The organism is Blautia aquisgranensis, from assembly GCF_040096615.1.
In the GTDB taxonomy this organism is placed as follows: Bacteria; Bacillota; Clostridia; order Lachnospirales; family Lachnospiraceae; genus Blautia_A; species Blautia_A aquisgranensis.
Genome location: NZ_JBBMEJ010000002.1, coordinates 273,160 through 290,179 on the forward strand (window position 1 = coordinate 273,160; position 17,020 = coordinate 290,179).

General features: G+C 44.7%; 14 protein-coding genes. 11 read left to right on the forward strand and 3 right to left on the reverse strand.

Going from position 1 to position 17,020, the window contains the following annotated elements:
* Positions 1-70 precede the first annotated feature (70 nt).
* The 5 genes from WMO28_RS03160 (at position 71) to WMO28_RS03180 (ending at position 5,986) form a co-directional block, all read left to right on the forward strand.
* On the forward strand, positions 71-622 hold the full coding sequence (locus WMO28_RS03160) for a TetR/AcrR family transcriptional regulator (RefSeq protein ID WP_349056029.1): 552 nt from the start codon (positions 71-73) through the stop codon (positions 620-622).
* A 165-nt stretch (positions 623-787) separates the two neighbouring features.
* A complete protein-coding gene (locus tag WMO28_RS03165) occupies positions 788-1,342 on the forward strand; it encodes an HdeD family acid-resistance protein (protein ID WP_349056031.1) in 555 nt (184 codons plus the stop codon).
* A gap of 89 nt (positions 1,343-1,431) precedes the next feature.
* Positions 1,432-2,808 (forward strand): radical SAM/SPASM domain-containing protein, encoded by a 1,377-nt coding sequence (locus WMO28_RS03170; protein ID WP_349056032.1) that lies wholly within the window; start codon positions 1,432-1,434, stop codon positions 2,806-2,808.
* Positions 2,809-3,067: 259 nt separating this feature from the next.
* Complete coding sequence (locus tag WMO28_RS03175) at positions 3,068-4,516, forward strand: uracil-xanthine permease family protein (protein WP_349056033.1); 1,449 nt, start codon at positions 3,068-3,070, stop codon at positions 4,514-4,516.
* Between the two features lie 570 nt (positions 4,517-5,086).
* Positions 5,087-5,986, forward strand: coding sequence for an RpnC/YadD family protein (locus WMO28_RS03180; protein WP_349056034.1), 900 nt, complete (start codon positions 5,087-5,089; stop codon positions 5,984-5,986).
* Between the two features lie 341 nt (positions 5,987-6,327).
* Here WMO28_RS03180 and WMO28_RS03185 read toward each other — a convergent pair whose 3' ends face one another.
* Positions 6,328-6,516, reverse strand: coding sequence for a hypothetical protein (locus tag WMO28_RS03185; RefSeq protein WP_178643752.1), 189 nt, complete (start codon positions 6,514-6,516; stop codon positions 6,328-6,330).
* 694 nt (positions 6,517-7,210) lie between these two features.
* Positions 7,211-8,074, reverse strand: a complete 864-nt coding sequence (locus tag WMO28_RS03190; protein ID WP_178643751.1) for a class I SAM-dependent methyltransferase — start codon at positions 8,072-8,074, stop codon at positions 7,211-7,213.
* A 294-nt stretch (positions 8,075-8,368) separates the two neighbouring features.
* On the opposite strand from WMO28_RS03190, the gene WMO28_RS03195 reads away from it, so the two are divergent.
* The 5 genes from WMO28_RS03195 (at position 8,369) to WMO28_RS03215 (ending at position 14,402) form a co-directional block, all read left to right on the forward strand.
* Positions 8,369-9,652 carry an aspartate aminotransferase type Ic gene (locus WMO28_RS03195; protein WP_178643749.1) on the forward strand — a complete coding sequence of 428 codons (1,284 nt, stop codon included), beginning with the start codon at positions 8,369-8,371 and terminating at the stop codon, positions 9,650-9,652.
* Between the two features lie 94 nt (positions 9,653-9,746).
* Positions 9,747-11,126, forward strand: coding sequence for a L,D-transpeptidase family protein (locus WMO28_RS03200; protein WP_349056037.1), 1,380 nt, complete (start codon positions 9,747-9,749; stop codon positions 11,124-11,126).
* Between the two features lie 67 nt (positions 11,127-11,193).
* On the forward strand, positions 11,194-12,234 hold the full coding sequence (locus tag WMO28_RS03205) for a D-alanine--D-alanine ligase (RefSeq protein WP_178643756.1): 1,041 nt from the start codon (positions 11,194-11,196) through the stop codon (positions 12,232-12,234).
* A gap of 73 nt (positions 12,235-12,307) precedes the next feature.
* Positions 12,308-13,696, forward strand: coding sequence for a UDP-N-acetylmuramoyl-tripeptide--D-alanyl-D-alanine ligase (locus WMO28_RS03210; RefSeq protein WP_349056072.1), 1,389 nt, complete (start codon positions 12,308-12,310; stop codon positions 13,694-13,696).
* A gap of 106 nt (positions 13,697-13,802) precedes the next feature.
* Positions 13,803-14,402 carry a hypothetical protein gene (locus tag WMO28_RS03215; RefSeq protein ID WP_178643745.1) on the forward strand — a complete coding sequence of 200 codons (600 nt, stop codon included), beginning with the start codon at positions 13,803-13,805 and terminating at the stop codon, positions 14,400-14,402.
* A 121-nt stretch (positions 14,403-14,523) separates the two neighbouring features.
* Here WMO28_RS03215 and WMO28_RS03220 read toward each other — a convergent pair whose 3' ends face one another.
* Entirely contained in the window at positions 14,524-15,792 is a 1,269-nt protein-coding gene (locus WMO28_RS03220) for a Glu/Leu/Phe/Val dehydrogenase (protein WP_178643743.1), read from the reverse strand.
* A 214-nt stretch (positions 15,793-16,006) separates the two neighbouring features.
* On the opposite strand from WMO28_RS03220, the gene WMO28_RS03225 reads away from it, so the two are divergent.
* Positions 16,007-16,870 (forward strand): SIS domain-containing protein, encoded by an 864-nt coding sequence (locus tag WMO28_RS03225; RefSeq protein ID WP_178643741.1) that lies wholly within the window; start codon positions 16,007-16,009, stop codon positions 16,868-16,870.
* Positions 16,871-17,020: the final 150 nt, after the last annotated feature.

Consider the following 17,020-nt stretch of genomic DNA (forward strand, 5'->3'; position numbering starts at 1 on the left):
TTGAAAGCTTAATAATTTTGTGACATAATAAGGAAATAACCCGAGGAAAGATTGTGATGGGGGAGAGGAAATGCCAGGTTTTACAAGGCAGATTATATTACAGACATTGACGGAGCTTATGAATGAGAAGCCACTATCCAAGATTACAGTGAAGGATATTGTGGAACGCTGTGGCGTGAACCGAAATACTTTTTATTATCACTTCCGGGATATCCCGGATGCAGTAGAAGCAGTTGTAAAGGAAGAACTGAAGGATATTCTGAAGAATCAGAAGTCACCGGAATCAGTCAGTGACTGTATGGAGATACTGGTCAACGCAGTCCAGAAAAACAAAAAAGCAATGCTTCATCTTTACCGTTCCATACAGAGAGATGTTTTTGCAGACTATCTGGATCATGCGTCGGAGAGTGTTGTGGAAGAGCTGGTCAACAGAGTTGTAGGAGAGTATGAGATGGATCCGGAGGACAGGCGTCTGGTGATCCGATATTATAAATGCGTATTTGTGGGCGTGATTCTGGACTGGTTACGGCACGATATGGATTATAATATTCTTGAGGATATGCATAAACTGGAGAAAATATATCAGATAAGCCTTGAGAAGCAGTTTCTCCGAAGTGAATAATTTCCGGATGATTTTTCCGGAAGATCATAACAAAATGTAAGTCAGTTAATTTTGAGCTGGTGTCTGAAATTTAGGCACTGGCTCTTTTTTGTCTGTTTTTTTTGGAAAAAACGGGTTGTATAATTCAGGTCAGTAAATGAGAAAAAATTATCAAGGGAGGAACGTATGGATGACCTGAAGCAGCTGAAGATCGTGAAAAACATCTACATCATCATGTCATTACTGTTCTGTGCACTGGGAATTTTTCTGATGGCGAAGCCAAAAAGCTCTGTAAGGATGCTGTGCGTACTGATGGGAACTATGCTGATCCTGTACGGTGCGATCAAGATCAGCGGCTATTTTACGAGAGATGCTTTTTGCCTGGCCTTTCAGTTTGACCTGGCTTTCGGAATTCTGCTGATGGCAGTGGGTGTGATCATGATCGCCAGAAAAAATTTCGCAGTGGATCTTATTTTTTCTGTATTTGGTATTCTGATCCTGGCAGATGCACTATTTAAGATTCAGATGTCCGTAGATGCAAAAAGATTTGGTCTTGCACTATGGTGGCAGATCCTGGTGGTGGCCCTGGTGACAGGAGTGATCGGGGTTCTGGTTTTTATCAGACCATTTGAAGCAGCAGCAACAATGATGGTGCTGGTAGGTTTTTCTATTTTACTTGAGGGGCTTCTTAATTTCTGGGTGGCGATCCTGACGATCAAGATCATTAAGAACCACCTGTAAACATAAGAAATAACAAAAGCAAATACCTGTAAGCAGAAGAAATGAATTCTTTTAACTGCGTGGCGGGACAACATAAGGAGGAAACAGAGATGGGAATTATTGACAAAGCAAAACAGGCAGCAATCACAGCGACTGTAACAAAAGCACTGGATTATCTGGAAAAGGATCCGGAGACAAATATACCGAAGATCATGGAACTGGTTGACAAGGTAACACCGGAAGACTGGTACGCAGGACAGAGAAATGCGATCCGTCATTCTATCGAGGCAAAGGATAACTGGTATCAGCTGATCCTTCGTATGTATCAGCTGGATCCGGGTGTACGCCAGACATTTTTTCGTAACTTTATCGTAAATGCCAGCCTTAAGGGAAGCGCAACACAGCAGAAGGTTTCCGCAGAGAATGACTGTAATGTACCGTGGGCGATTCTTCTTGACCCGACAAGCGCATGTAACCTTCACTGTACAGGCTGCTGGGCAGCAGAGTACGGCCACAAGCTGAACCTTGATCTTGAGACTATTGATTCCATCGTAAAACAGGGTAAAGAGCTTGGAACATATATGTACATCTATACAGGCGGTGAGCCGCTTGTACGTAAAAAAGATCTGATCAAGATCTGTGAGATGAACCCGGACTGCGAGTTCCTTTCCTTCACAAACGGAACTCTGATCGATGAGGAGTTCTGCCAGGAAATGCTCCGTGTAAAGAACTTCGTTCCGGCAATCAGCCTTGAGGGAACAGAGGCAACTACAGACGGACGTCGTGGTGATGGTGTTTATCAGAAGGTTATGCATGCAATGGAACTCTTAAAGAGCCACGGACTTCCGTTTGGTATTTCCACATGCTACACATCTGCAAACGTAGATGCAGTAAGCAGTGAGGAATACTTCAATCATCTGATCGAGTGCGGAGCATATTTTGCATGGTTCTTCCATTACATGCCAGTAGGAAACGATGCAGCAGCAGACCTTCTTCCTACACCGGAGCAGAGAATCAAAATGTACGACAGTGTTCGTAAATTCCGTGCAACAAAATCTCTCTTCACAATGGACTTCCAGAATGATGCAGAGTATGTAGGCGGATGTATCGCAGGTGGTCGCCGTTACCTTCATATTAATGCAAACGGTGATGTGGATCCTTGTGTATTTATCCATTTCTCCAACGCAAATATCAAGGAGAACACACTTCTTGAGGCACTGAAGAGCCCGATCTTTATGGAATATCATAAAGGCCAGCCATTCAACGACAACATGCTTCGTCCATGTCCGATGCTTGAGAATCCGCAGCTTCTCCGCAAAATGGTTGAGCGTTCCGGTGCAAAATCCACAGATCTCCAATCACCGGAGACTGCAGAACATCTCTGTGCAAAATGCGATCATTACGCAGAGGTATGGAAAAAAGACGCAGATGAAATGTGGGAAAAGACTCTCGAGAGAAAAGCAGCTAAAAAAGAGACAACATGTTAATTAATACTTGATATACCATGTCAGATAATGTATAATGAACCCGTTTTTCAGGAGTCTGAAATAACAGTTCAGATAAGAGTATCTAAAAAGATACGATACGTGTACTGACAGAGAACAGGGCGGTTGTTCCATTGGGAACGGAGTTTTCTGGCTCCTTCCGAATGGGATAGCCGCCTTTTTTCCATTGGGGACGGAGTTTTTCGGCTTCTTCTGGCTTCATGTTACTGTCAGGCATAGGGAAAGAAAGGATGGATTCATTATGGAAAAACACGAGACAAAAACAGCCAGCCCTTATGAGCTGGACGGACGCCCGCCTCTTAAGGTGGCAATTCCCCTTGGACTTCAGCATGTGCTTGCCATGTTCGTGGGTAACCTTACCCCGCTTCTGATCATCACGGCAGCCTGCGGAATCGAAGCCGGCGGGGAGCTTCAGGTAGCATTGCTCCAGAATGCGATGCTTATCGCGGGAATTGTTACACTTGTACAGGTCTTTACGATTGGACCGGTTGGTGGTAAGCTCCCGATTGTTATGGGAACAAGTTCTGGTTTCATTGGTGTATGTCAGAGCGTTGCCGGTGTCATGGGAAACGGTATCGTAGCTTATGGCGCGATCATGGCAGCATGTTTCATCGGAGGTCTTTTTGAGACTGTACTGGGAAGTTTTCTGAAACCGCTGAGAAGATTTTTCCCATCTGTTGTAACCGGTACCGTTGTACTTTCAATCGGTCTTTCACTGATCAGTGTTGGAATCAGCTCTTTTGGTGGAGGAAGTTCAGCAAAAGATTATGGTTCTCTTGAGAATCTTTTTGTTGGCTTTGTGGTTCTGGTTGTGATCATTGCACTGAAACATGGAACAAAAGGTTTCACAAGTTTTTCTTCTATTCTGATTGGTATCATCGTAGGATATATCCTGGTAAGTATCATGGCGGTGATACTTCCGACAACCTTTACATATGTAGACGATACAGGAGTCACTGTGGAGGCTACAAAGGCATGGGTTCTGAACTGGGATAAGGTTGCCCAGGCAAAATGGTTTGCAGTACCGGCACTGATGCCTGTGAAATGGGTCTTTGACGCACGTGCGATCGTGCCGATCCTGATCATGTTTATTGTTACTGCGGTTGAGACTGTTGGTGACATTTCCGGAATTACAGAAGGTGGTCTTGACAGAGAGGCTACTGACAGAGAGCTTTCCGGTGGTGTTATGTGTGATGGACTTGGTTCTTCCTTTGCAGCACTGTTCGGTGTACTTCCGAATACTTCTTTCAGCCAGAATGTTGGTCTGGTTGCCATGAATAAGGTTGTAAACCGTTTCTGTATTGCAACCGGTGGAATCTTCCTGATTGCATGCGGCCTGTTTCCGAAGCTTGCAGCATTAATTTCCATTATGCCGCAGAGTGTTCTTGGCGGAGCTGCTGTTATGATGTTCTCATCTATTGTTGTCAGCGGTATTCAGCTGATCACAAAATGGCCGGTAGGACCAAGAAATGTTACGATCGTTTCTGTTGCACTTGGTCTTGGCTATGGACTTGGTTCCAACACAGCAATCCTTGCACATCTGCCGCAGGCTATCAGCCTGATCTTCGGTGGTTCCGGTATTGTACCGGCAGCGGTATTTGCTATTATTCTGAATATTGTTCTTCCGCAGGATGAGAAGAGTGAGGTTCAGAGGGCTGAGGAGATGCTGGAAAAGGTAAAGAATAAATAATAAAGAATAAAAATTGAGTTTTTCTTTTTTGGAGACTGTTGGACTTTTTTTGGTTTGATGGTCTCTTTTTTTTGTATCGATTTTCTTTTTGTGAAAAGGTTCTGCTTTTGAAGCAGTGGAAATTTGCGAGGAGGGGAAGCACTCGTAGTTGCGAAAAGCCGTTTCCCCTCCTCGCGCTCCTCCCCTCTGGCCACGCAGTTGTTCTGCGTTTTGGGAATGTGGGAAGATGCTGGATAGGGCGATGGATGCTGCGGTGTTGGGAGTGAGAGGTTGAGCCGATGTGTGCGGACGGGCGGCGAGGCGCTTCGTGCCCTATGCCAAATAGTTCCACCGAAGAGGTCAAAATTTGTCGAAATAATATTCTTGAATCCCTGCCCATTTTGTGCTAAATTAAAGAAAAAGCATTTCATTTCTATCATTCTATACGGAAATCTTTCCGTATCTGAAATTCAAAGCCGTTCGGCATTCAAGAAGAAATCTCAATGCTTATATTACATGATGACGCAGGGAGATTTCCGAGGATGTTTTTTATAAAGGGATTCTCCCAACTGTTTACAAGGAGGATACCGCATGAGTGAAAACAAGACGGAGGTACTGACTGCAAACCGGATTTATAAATCACGGATTTTTGCAATGTTATTCAGTGACAGGAATGAATTGCTGAAGCTTTACAATGCGATCAACGGAACCAGTTATGACGATCCTGAGCTGCTTCAGATCAATACGCTGGAAAATGCTGTTTATATGTCCATGCAGAATGATGTTTCGTTTATTATTGAGATGCGTCTGCATCTGTATGAGCATCAGTCTACATACAGTCCGAATCTGCCGGTACGATATCTTTTGTATGTGGCGGATGTGTATTCGGATTATACGAAGGACATGAATCTTTATGGAAGCAGGCCCGTGAAGCTGCCAACACCGAAATTTGTGATTTTTTACAATGGACAGGCAGAACAGCCGGATCGGAAGGAAGTGAAATTGTCAGAGCTTTTTACGATTTCGGAGAGTGAACCATCTCTGGAACTGACAGCAGTCATGCTGAATATCAACAAAGGCCACAACCGGAAACTGATGGAAACCTGCAGAACACTTCATGACTATGCGGAATATACCTCAAGAGTTAGAGAATATGCTGCAGAGATGAGTCTGGATGAAGCAGTGGAGCGTGCGATCACGGAGTGCATCAGTGAAGGAATACTGGCAGATTTTTTGAGAAAAAATCGTGCGGAGGCGAAGAAAGTGAGCATATATGAATATGATGAAGAACGCCATATGAGACAGACCCGCGAGGAAGGCGTAGAAGAAGGATTTGCCAGTGGGCTGGAGCAGGGAATGAAGCAGAAAGAAAAGCAGATTGCAATTAATCTGATGAACGCAGGAATCCTTACAGAAGAGCAGATTTGTGCTGTGACAGGGCTTGATCTGGAAGAATTAGAGGAACTGAAGAAGACGTTGTCAGAGGAATGATTAATTTTGAGATGGGAGAAGTAATTCGTTTTGGGTTGCATCTCCCTGAATTTATGAGAATGCTTGAAATATAAAAGAGTGAAATAATAAAATGACGGTACAGTGGAACGAAGATGATTTAAAATGTTCATATGAAGCCGGAAGACTACTGGATTAAATATCCAATATTACGGAAATTCAGTGTAAGTGAGAGAAAATAAAACAGGTCATGAGGACTTTATCTGGCCTGTAAAAACAAAATGATAGAAGAAATGCTTACGCTGTATATAAAAAAGTCTGCCGGAAAATCTCGGATTTTCCGACAGGCTTTTTGTACTTCCGACAGAGAAGCATTGATGGGGTTAGTAATTATAAGCACCTTCATAAGCATTACACCGTTCCTTGCGATGGCTCTGCTCCACACAGGAGCTGCACCGGTCACAGAATTCCTGTTCATAACAGGTAGAACAGACACATCCCTTGCAGGCATCCCGGTCATAAGCCGGAGTACAGGTGAAAGGGAGAGAGTTGTTTGAAGTCTCCGTCTTCATAAGATCACGCTCCTTTTTCTTTCATTATAGTCCTGCTCTAAAGGGGGTTCAAGCATAATTGTCTGGAAAAAACAGGAGAATTATTGTTTTGTTACTATTTTTGATTTCTTTTTGGTGGAACTACTTGGTGTAGGGTAACTTGCGAGGGGGAAAGCACTCAGAGTTAGCGAAGCCCGTTTTTCCCCCTCGCGCTCCCCCTTTCCGGGCACGCCGCTGTTCTGGGATTGTAGAAATATGAAAGGTACGAACATGGCGATGGATGCGACGGCATTGGATGCAGCGTACATTGTTTAAGGTGGACGGAAAGTAGTCTGCATAGCAGACTTGTTCCTGTATGTCGAAAATAAAAAATCGGCTCAGCCTGACACTACCAATAACGTAGCATGCAAGACTAAGCCGAAAAAATATACATATTCCCCAACGCAAAATAACTGTGAGATTAGGTTGTAAGGAAATAACACAAACCAACAGCCTGAACAGATTAAAAAAGGAAAGCCCCTGGAATAACCAACTTACTAAAAGCCCCTGGAATCCACGCTACATCCAGCACTCTGTCAACAACTATTCACATCCAAAACGCAGAACAACTGCGTGGCCAGGAGGGGAAACCCGCCACACGCCAAAGTGCCACATTAAAAGAAAAAAGAAAAAAGGAAAAAAATCCAGGCTAATAAGGAAGTGAAACATCCATATCCTACCGGGAGGAACACCACCGTCCTGAAGCACCACAAGGCAGCACAAGTCCCGTCTCTTTCACAGGAAGCCCGATCTCCTGCGAATCCACTGTTCCCTTCCAGGGCTTCAGCTCCGTAGCCAGCATATAAGTCAGAACTGCCGGTGCAAGACCTGTTGTATAAGAATTCACCAGGAAAAACAGCGGATCATCACTTAAGATCTTCGTACAAAGCTTGATCAGCGGATGAATAGCATCCTCGATCTTCCAGATCTCACCCTTCGGTCCACGTCCGTAGGAAGGGGGATCCATAATGATCGCATCGTAATGATTACCACGACGGATCTCACGCTCAACGAATTTTACACAGTCATCCACAAGCCAGCGGATCGGTGCACCGGAAAGACCGGAAGCAGCCGCATTCTCTTTTGCCCAGTTGACCATACCTTTGGAAGCGTCCACGTGGGTAACGGAAGCACCTGCCGCAGCAGCAGCCAGAGTAGCACCACCAGTATAAGCAAAAAGATTCAGCACTTTGATCGGACGTCCTGCATTGCGGATCTTTTCACCAAACCAGTCCCAGTTAACAGCCTGCTCCGGAAAAAGTCCCGTATGTTTGAAGCTGAAAGGCTTCAGATTAAAAGTAAGATCTTTATAATGAATCTCCCACTGATGAGGAAGATCAAAGAATTCCCACTCACCGCCGCCACGGCTGCTTCTGTGATAATGACCGTTCATATGCTTCCAGCCACGGTTCTTACGTGGGGTATCCCAGATAACCTGTGGGTCCGGGCGGACCAGGAGATAATCTCCCCAGCGCTCCAGTTTTTCTCCTTTCGATGTATCAAGTACTTCATATTCTTTCCAACCATCTGCAATCCACATGATGTTTTATACCTCTTTCATATCATATTTCCATAGCAGCAGGAACTCTCCTGAACTGTGGATTTCTCAAAGCAACTCATTTTTATCAGTATAGAGGAAAAATAAGAGCCATGCAAGAGAAGTGCAGGATTTTCCACGAAAGATTTGACAACAGCGCTTTTCCATACTAAAATGTACGCAGAGATTTTCTGCCCGGGCTCTATAAAGTGGAAATACCCGCAGACAGAGAACCCGAACAGAGGAAACACAGCAACCGCAGACAACTAACTGTGCAAAAAGAGGAGAAGTAAACTTATGAAAAAATATTGTGAGATGAGCAGGGAAGAGTTATTGGACTTAAAGAGAGAACTCGACCGTGAGTTTGATAAGATCAAGGCAGAAGGACTGGCACTGGACATGTCCCGTGGTAAACCGGCACCGGATCAGCTTGATCTTTCCATGAAAATGATGGAGGTACTTGCGGGCGATGCAGATCTGAAATGTGAGACCGGTGTGGACTGCCGGAATTACGGAGTGATCGATGGTATTCCGGAAGCCAAGAGACTTCTTGGAGAGATGTCCGAGGTTGAGCCTGAGAATATCATTATCTATGGTAACTCCAGTCTGAATGTTATGTTTGATACAATTGCACGTTCCTATTCTCATGGAGTAATGGGAAATACACCATGGTGCAAGCTCGACAAGGTAAAATTCCTCTGTCCTGTACCAGGATATGACCGTCATTTCCGTATCACAGAATTCTTCGGTATCGAGATGATCAATATCCCGATGTCTCCGGAAGGCCCGGATATGGATATGGTCGAGAAATATGTAAATGAAGACCCGGCAGTAAAAGGAATCTGGTGTGTTCCGAAATACTCTAACCCACAGGGCTATACCTATTCAGAAGAGACTGTTAAGCGTTTTGCACATCTGAAACCGGCAGCACCGGATTTTCGTATTTACTGGGATAACGCTTACAGCATTCATCATCTGTATGATGACAATCAGGATTTCCTTCTTGAGATTCTTGCAGAATGTGCGAAAGCAGGAAATCCGGATATCGTTTATAAATTTACTTCTACCTCAAAAGTCAGCTTCCCTGGTTCCGGTATTGCGGCAGTTGCAGCATCCAAGGCTAACCTGGATGATTTCCGCAAATACATGACAGTACAGACCATCGGACATGACAAGCTGAACCAGCTCCGCCACGTTCGTTTCTTCAAGGACATCAACGGACTTCATGAACACATGAGAAAACATGCAGACATCCTTCGTCCGAAGTTTGAGATGGTTCTTGCTACACTGGACAAAGAGCTTAACGGACTTGGAATCGGCGAGTGGACCAAACCACACGGCGGATATTTCATTTCCTTTGATGCAATGGAAGGCTGCGCGAAAGCAATCGTTGCCAAGGCAAAAGAGGCCGGTGTTGTTATGACAGGCGCCGGAGCAACCTATCCATATGGAAAGGATCCGAAAGACAGCAACATCCGTATCGCACCGAGTTATCCGAGCATCGAGGAGCTTGGCAAGGCAGCAGAAGTATTTGTTCTCTGCGTGAAGCTTGTAAGTGTGGAAAAACTTCTGGAGAAATAATTACGTTACATCAGACTGCCCGGTATTTCAGCGTGTGTAATACCGGGCAGTCATAAATATCGGAGAGATATCTATGGATGAGGAAAACAAAAAAATGAAAACGGGCAGAAAAGTCGTCATAGCACTGATCATTATCCTGCTGGCACTTGCAGCAGCTGCTTATGGATACGGAGTGAACTATTTTACAGATCATTTTCTTCCGGGATCCAGCGTGAACGGCTTTAACTGTTCCTATAAGACTTCAGATGAGACAGAAGAGCTTCTTGCAAAAGAAGTTCAGGCATATGTTCTTGCTGTAGAGACACGAAATAACGGTCAGGAGAGCATTACTGCGAAACAGGCCGGGCTGGTTTACAAGTCGGATGGAGGGGCAGCAAAGCTGATTCGGGCGCAGGACCGTTATAAATGGTTTCTGGCTTTTAACCAGAAGAAAAAATATAATCTTGCCACAGATACCGTATACGATGATGAAAATAAACTCACAAAAGCTGTGAAAGCACTCAGGTGTATGCAGAAAGACAATATGGAAAAACCTGTAAATGCGTGTATTAAAGACAATGGCAAGACCTATGAGATCCAGCCGGAAAAAGAAGGAACAACACTGGACACAAAGAAAGTTCAGAAAGTGATCCGTGATGCAGTTTCTGCAGGTGATACGACCGTAAATCTGGAAAAAAAGAACTGTTATAAAAAGCCATCTGTATACAGGGATGACAAAACACTTAAGAAAAACTGTGCTCAAATGAATAAGATTACCAGCTGTGTTATTACCTATGATTTTTCAGACAGGTCTGAACAGCTGGATCGTAATACCATCAAGGACTGGCTTACAAAAGACGAAAAAGGTGAGTATACAGTTGATAAGAATCAGGTTGCAGCTTATGTGAACAGTCTTGGGTATAAGTATGATACTTTTGGCTGCACAAGAACCTTTATAACATACGATGGACGTCAGAAGACGATCACGGGTGGCGATTATGGCTGGGCTATTGATCAGACGACAGAAACGGAATGGCTTTACAATGCACTCCTTGCAGGAACAACAGAGGTGAGACAGCCGGCATACGCCTACAGCGGACTTTGCCGTAATACCAATGATATCGGCAATACATATGTAGAGGTTGACCTGACCAACCAGAGAATGGTATTTTATAAGGACGGACAGCTTCTGGTGGACACACCGGTAGTTACCGGCTGTATCAATAAAGGTCATGGAACACCGACCGGCTGTTTTGCGCTGGACGCCATGCGTTCACCGGCCGTTCTGAAGGGATCTGGATATGCAGCGCCTGTTACATACTGGATGCCATTTTCCGGAGGCGTGGGAATTCATGACGCGACATGGAGATCACAGTTCGGAGGTCAGATTTACATAACGAATGGTTCTCATGGATGTGTCAACACACCGAAGGATCAGGCAGCAATCATTTATAATAACATCAGTGTAGGAGTACCCATAATAGTATATGAATAAGAGATTTAAGGAAATATTAAAGGAATACGAAGAAAGAAAACACAAGATCATCAAGGGAGATGAAAGCATGAACATCGTTGTATTGGCAGGTGGAACCAGTACAGAAAGAGAGATTTCGATCGTAACAGGAACCGGTGTCTGCAAGGCACTTCGCCAGAAAGGCCACAATGCGATCCTGGTAGATATTTTCTGCGGACTGGAGCCTGTAGACTGGGATGAGCCTTTCGGAGATAAAGATTACGAAGTAGATTCTGCAGCAGAATATATGAGAAGCTTCGATGATGACATCGAAGAGATCAAACGCACAAGAAGAAGCTTTTTCGGACCGAATGTTCTGGAGCTTTGCCAGACAGCTGACATTGTATTCATGGGACTTCACGGCTCCAACGGAGAAGACGGAAAGGTTCAGGCAACCTTTGATCTTCTGGGAATCCGTTACACAGGAACCGGATACTTAAGCAGTGCACTTGCAATGGATAAGGGACTTACCAAGAAGATTTTCCTCATGGATGGAGTTCCTACACCGAAGGGAGTTTCCATGCTGAAAGAGAACTGTACAAGAGATATCCACGATCTGGGAATGGAATTTCCGGTTGTTGTAAAAACATGCTGCGGTGGTTCCAGTGTAGGTGTATACATTGTAAATAATCAGAAAGAATATGAAGATGCCATTGACGGTGCATATTCTTATGAAGATGAGGTTGTTGTTGAGGAATACATCAAGGGACGAGAGTTCTCTGTTGCAGTTGTTGACGGCAAGGCTTATCCGATCATTGAGATTGCACCGAAACAGGGCTTCTATGATTATAAGAATAAATATCAGGCAGGATCCACAGTGGAGACCTGTCCGGCCGAGATTTCACCGGAGCTCACAGAGAAAATGCAGCACTACGCAGAAGCCGGGGCAAAAGCTCTCTGCATCGAAGGATATGTTCGCCTGGATTTCATGATGAAGGAGAACGGAGACATGTACTGCCTGGAGGCTAACACGCTTCCGGGAATGACTCCGACCAGTCTGATTCCACAGGAGGCAAAAGTTCTCGGAATCGATTATCCGGATCTCTGCGAAGAACTGATCCGCATTTCACTGAAAAAATATAACAAGTAGATTATTTTGCAGGACTCCTCCCACTGGCTTTTGTCGCTGGGAGGAGTTAGTGGCAAAGCGAAAGGATTTTATCATGAAAAATCTCACATTGGAAAATATCACGAAGGTCTGTGGCGGTATTTACCATGGCCCGCAGGAGAAGCTTCAGGAAGAGGTAGCTTCGATCACAACAGACAGCCGCAAGGCAGAAACAGGAAGTTTTTTTGTGCCGATCGTCGGAGAGCGCGTGGATGCACATCGTTTTATCCCGCAGGTAATGGAAGCGGGTGCACTTGCAACCTTATCCGAGCGTGTTCTGGAAGATGCGGAGTATCCTTACATTCAGGTAGAATCTTCTCTTCAGGCAGTGAAGGATATCGCGGAATTTTATCTGGAGCAGCTGAATATTCCAGTAGTCGGAATTACGGGAAGCGTGGGAAAAACCAGTACAAAAGAGGTTATTGCTTCTGTGCTGAAGGAGAAATACCGCACCCTCAAAACACAGGGAAATTTCAACAATGAGCTGGGGCTTCCACTGACTGTCTTCCGCCTTCGCGATGAAGATGAGATCGCAGTTCTGGAAATGGGAATCAGTGATTTCGGGGAAATGACCCGTCTGGCAAAAATCGCGAAACCGGATACCTGTGTGATCACGAACATCGGAACCTGTCATCTGGAGAACCTTGGAGACAGAGACGGCGTTCTGAAAGCCAAGACAGAGATTTTTCAGTATGTGAAAAAAAATATCGTGCTTAACGGCGACGATGATAAGCTCTCCACTGTAAAAGAATACAACGGTATTCAGCCGGTATTTTTCGGAAACGGCGAGAACTGTGTAGTTATCTGCGAAAATGTAGAAAGCCGTGGACTTAAGGGAATGAGCTGTGATATCTGCATCAAAGGCGAGCTGGCAGAGAACGGTGAGGAGGAGCGTTTCCATGTGGAGATCCCGATGCCGGGACGCCATATGGTAGCCAATGCACTGGCAGCAGCAGCGATCGGCAGACTTTATGGACTTACAGCAGCACAGATCAAGGCAGGTATCGAGAGTCTTGAACCGGTCAGCGGAAGATTCCATATGATCGAGACAGAAAAATTCATGATCGTAGATGACTGCTACAATGCCAATCCCATGTCCATGAAAGCATCTCTGGATGTCCTTCAGGACGGACTTGGAAGAAAAGTTGCGATTCTCGGAGACATGGGAGAGCTTGGTGCAGACGAAGTTGCACTTCATGAAGGTGTAGGCGTTCACGCCGGACATTGCAAAATTGATGCCTGCATCTGCGTAGGACCACTTGCGGCTCATATCGCGGAAAAAGCGGCCAAGACCAATCCGGATCTTACTGTGATCTGCGAAAAAGATCTGGAAAGTCTCCTTTCAAATCTTGGAACCTATGTAAAACAGGGGGATACGATTCTTGTAAAAGCATCTCATTTCATGAAATTCGAGAATGTAGTCAAAGCATTGCAGGAAATGTAGAAATAATACAGATAAAGAAAGAATTTGACGAACGAAAATTGTTTCCAGTTAAGGGAAGCGGAAGTATAATACCCTTAAGGGCAAATGTGAGAAAAGGGAGGGTATTATGCTGGAGACGATCATGAGCTTCAATATCCCGCTTTACGTCATGACATCCATGGGATGTATCGGCGGTCTTGGGATGCTGGCAACAAACCTTACCTACAGAAGAATTATTCGAAATACTCAACGATTACAGAACCTGAAAGAAAAATGGCTGAACATGTGGAAATCAAGAGACAGGCTTCTTCACAGAATGAACCGTTTCGTATGGTATCCATCCCTGTTCAGTACTTTCCTTCTGGTTCTGTCTGTTTTTCTGAACAACAGACTGGGACACAGAGAAGGTCTGCCGATGCTTTATCTTTATATAGGAGCAGCAGTTCCGGCCGTTCTGCTTCTGCTTCGGCAGGCACTGGATTTTTCGTATAAGGAGGAGCTGATCATGGCTTCGCTGGCTGATTATGTGGAACAGGTCCGGACCTGGGTGGAAGAGATTCCGGTTCCTCAGAAGGAGGATCCTGTTTTGCAGGAGGAGATTGTAGACAAGATAACGAGAAGTATCCGTCAGACGGCAGCTACAGGAAGTCATTTCAGCAAGATGCTTTCTCCGGAGGAAGAAGAGATCATGCGGGAGATCATACGGGAATTCATGAAAACGGAATAAAAATCAAGATGAATGAGAAACTCCCCGACAGGTGCGTATCTCTGCAGCCTGCCGGGGAGTTTCTTTTTTGGAGTATTCGTGTAAAATAAGGATTCGTTTATCAATAAGGCTGTAAGCCGTATCAACCCATGGAGATCGGGCCACCACGAAGTTTGCCAGCTGTGGTGATTCGTTTAATAGCTACCATGTATGCAGCCATACGGAGTGTTACATTCTTCTCCTGGCTGAGTGCATAAACTTCGTTAAATGCTGTCAGCATGATCTTCTGAAGCATCTTGTTGACTTCTTCAAGATCCCAGGTAAGGTTCTGGATATTCTGAACCCACTCAAAGTAGGAAACAACAACACCACCTGCGTTGGAAAGAATATCCGGGCATACGATGATACCTCTGGAATTCAGGATCTCATCAGCTTCAACAGAAGTCGGGCCGTTGGCAGCTTCGATGATCAGCTTCGCCTGAATGCGTCCAGCGTTGTCCTCTGTGATCTGATTTTCAAGAGCAGCCGGGATCAGAACATCACATTTGCAGGTGATAAGCTCATCGTTGGAGATATGCTTAACATTGTCAGCTTCATATTTATCGAGAGTATTTTTCCCGGAAATAAACTTGCGGATTGCCGGGATATCAAGACCGTCTTCACAGTAAAGGCCGCCTGTGTAATCGCTGACTGCAACAACCTTCTGGCCATTGTTATAAAAGATCTCAGCAGCAGTTCCGCCAACATTTCCCATGCCCTGAACAGCGATCGCTGCGTGAGCCGGGTCGATATTATTCTTTTCCATGCACTGGTAAGCGATGATGGTAACGCCACGTCCGGTAGCCTCAACACGGCCTACGGAACCACCGATCTCGATCGGTTTACCGGTAACAACGCCCGGAACAGTATGGCCTGTGAACATACTGTAGGTATCCATGATCCATGCCATAACCTCACCGTTTGTATTTACATCCGGTGCAGGAATATCTTTATCCGGTCCGATGATCGGAAGAATACGTGTAGTATAACGACGTGTAAGACGGATCAGCTCAGCTCTGGAAAGCTTGGAAGGATCGACCTTGATTCCACCCTTGGCACCGCCGTAAGGAATATTTACAACTGCACATTTAAAGGACATCCATGCAGCAAGAGCTTTAACTTCGTCCATATCAGAATTCTGATGGTAACGGATACCACCCTTGCACGGTCCACGTGCGCTGGAATGCTGAACACGATATCCCTCGAATACCTTGATGGAACCGTCGTCCATACGGATCGGGATTGATACTTTAAGCTCGCGCTCCGGGTAGCAAAGTGTTGCATAGTCTTCATAGCTGAGACCAAGTGCCTCTGCGGACTGCTTCAGGACAGAGAGCATATTGTCGTAAGGATTATACTTTTTTTCTGCCATTGTTACCACTCCTTTGAAAATAAATATTTTTTCTTGATTAATTAAGAATAATATTATTCATCTGATGAACTGAGTATAGCACAACAAATACGAATGGTAAATAATTTTGTTCATAAAAATATATACAAAAATATTTATATCTTTTTGGCGGATTTTACATAGGCATATGATAAAATAAAAAACAGAATAACGGCAGTAAACAGGAGGACGCTTCATGGAGAATGAGTTACAGAAACTGATCATTTCAGCACAGCTGACACCAAAAGAAAAAGAAGTCGCAGATTATGTTCTCGAGAATCTGCAGAAATGCTGTTTTATGACATCCACAGAGCTGGCAGGAGTGCTGAAAGTGAGCTATTCCTCTGTGATCCGGCTTACAAAGACACTGGGTTTTACCGGATATCCGGACTTTCAGAGTTTCCTGAGAGAGATTTATGCAGAGCAGTCTAGAGATGTAGATACCGGAATCCTGATCCCCGCAGAGCGTATCGAAGCCATCAAGAAAAAAGAACACAAAGCAACTGTGCAGGATACGGTATGTGCCTATACCCTGAGCAATATCCAGAGTACCATTGCCAGCAATACAGAAGAACAGTATCGTAAGGCCAGCAGCATTCTGATCAACAGTGATGTGAAATATATTTTTTCCTCAAGGGGATCTACCTGTGTGGGGGAATTTCTGAATACGATATTGAGACAGACACTTCCGCATGTGTACAATTACGGAAGTCACGGCCAGAATATGTTTGACTTTGCCAGTGACCTTAAGAAAGGAGATGCGGCGGTTTTTATTACTTACTCCAGATATTCGAAACTGATGTATCTTACAGCGGAAATGGTGCATAAACAGGGAGCTTCTATTATTCTTCTTACAGATAAACCTACCTGTGAGGCCGCAAAATTTGCAGATGTAGTATTGACAGCCAGAGCAGACAGCAGTGAGTTTTATAATTCCTATGTGGCAGGAATGTTCGCAGCAGAGATGCTCTGTGCATATATCTGCAGGGAGACGAATTATTCCAATCAGGAATTGCTGGAGCGGATCGACGAGTATACGTCGCAGATCGGGAATTTCTGACAGAAAGTGGGAAGAATTTCATAATTATTCTTTTTACAGGCAGTATTGCCCTTGGCATTTGCTTGCTTTTCTGATATTATACTGATAAGATATGGTGGGATTGCTGACCTGACAGTCCCTCAATGTAACAACTACTCGGTCATGTAAATT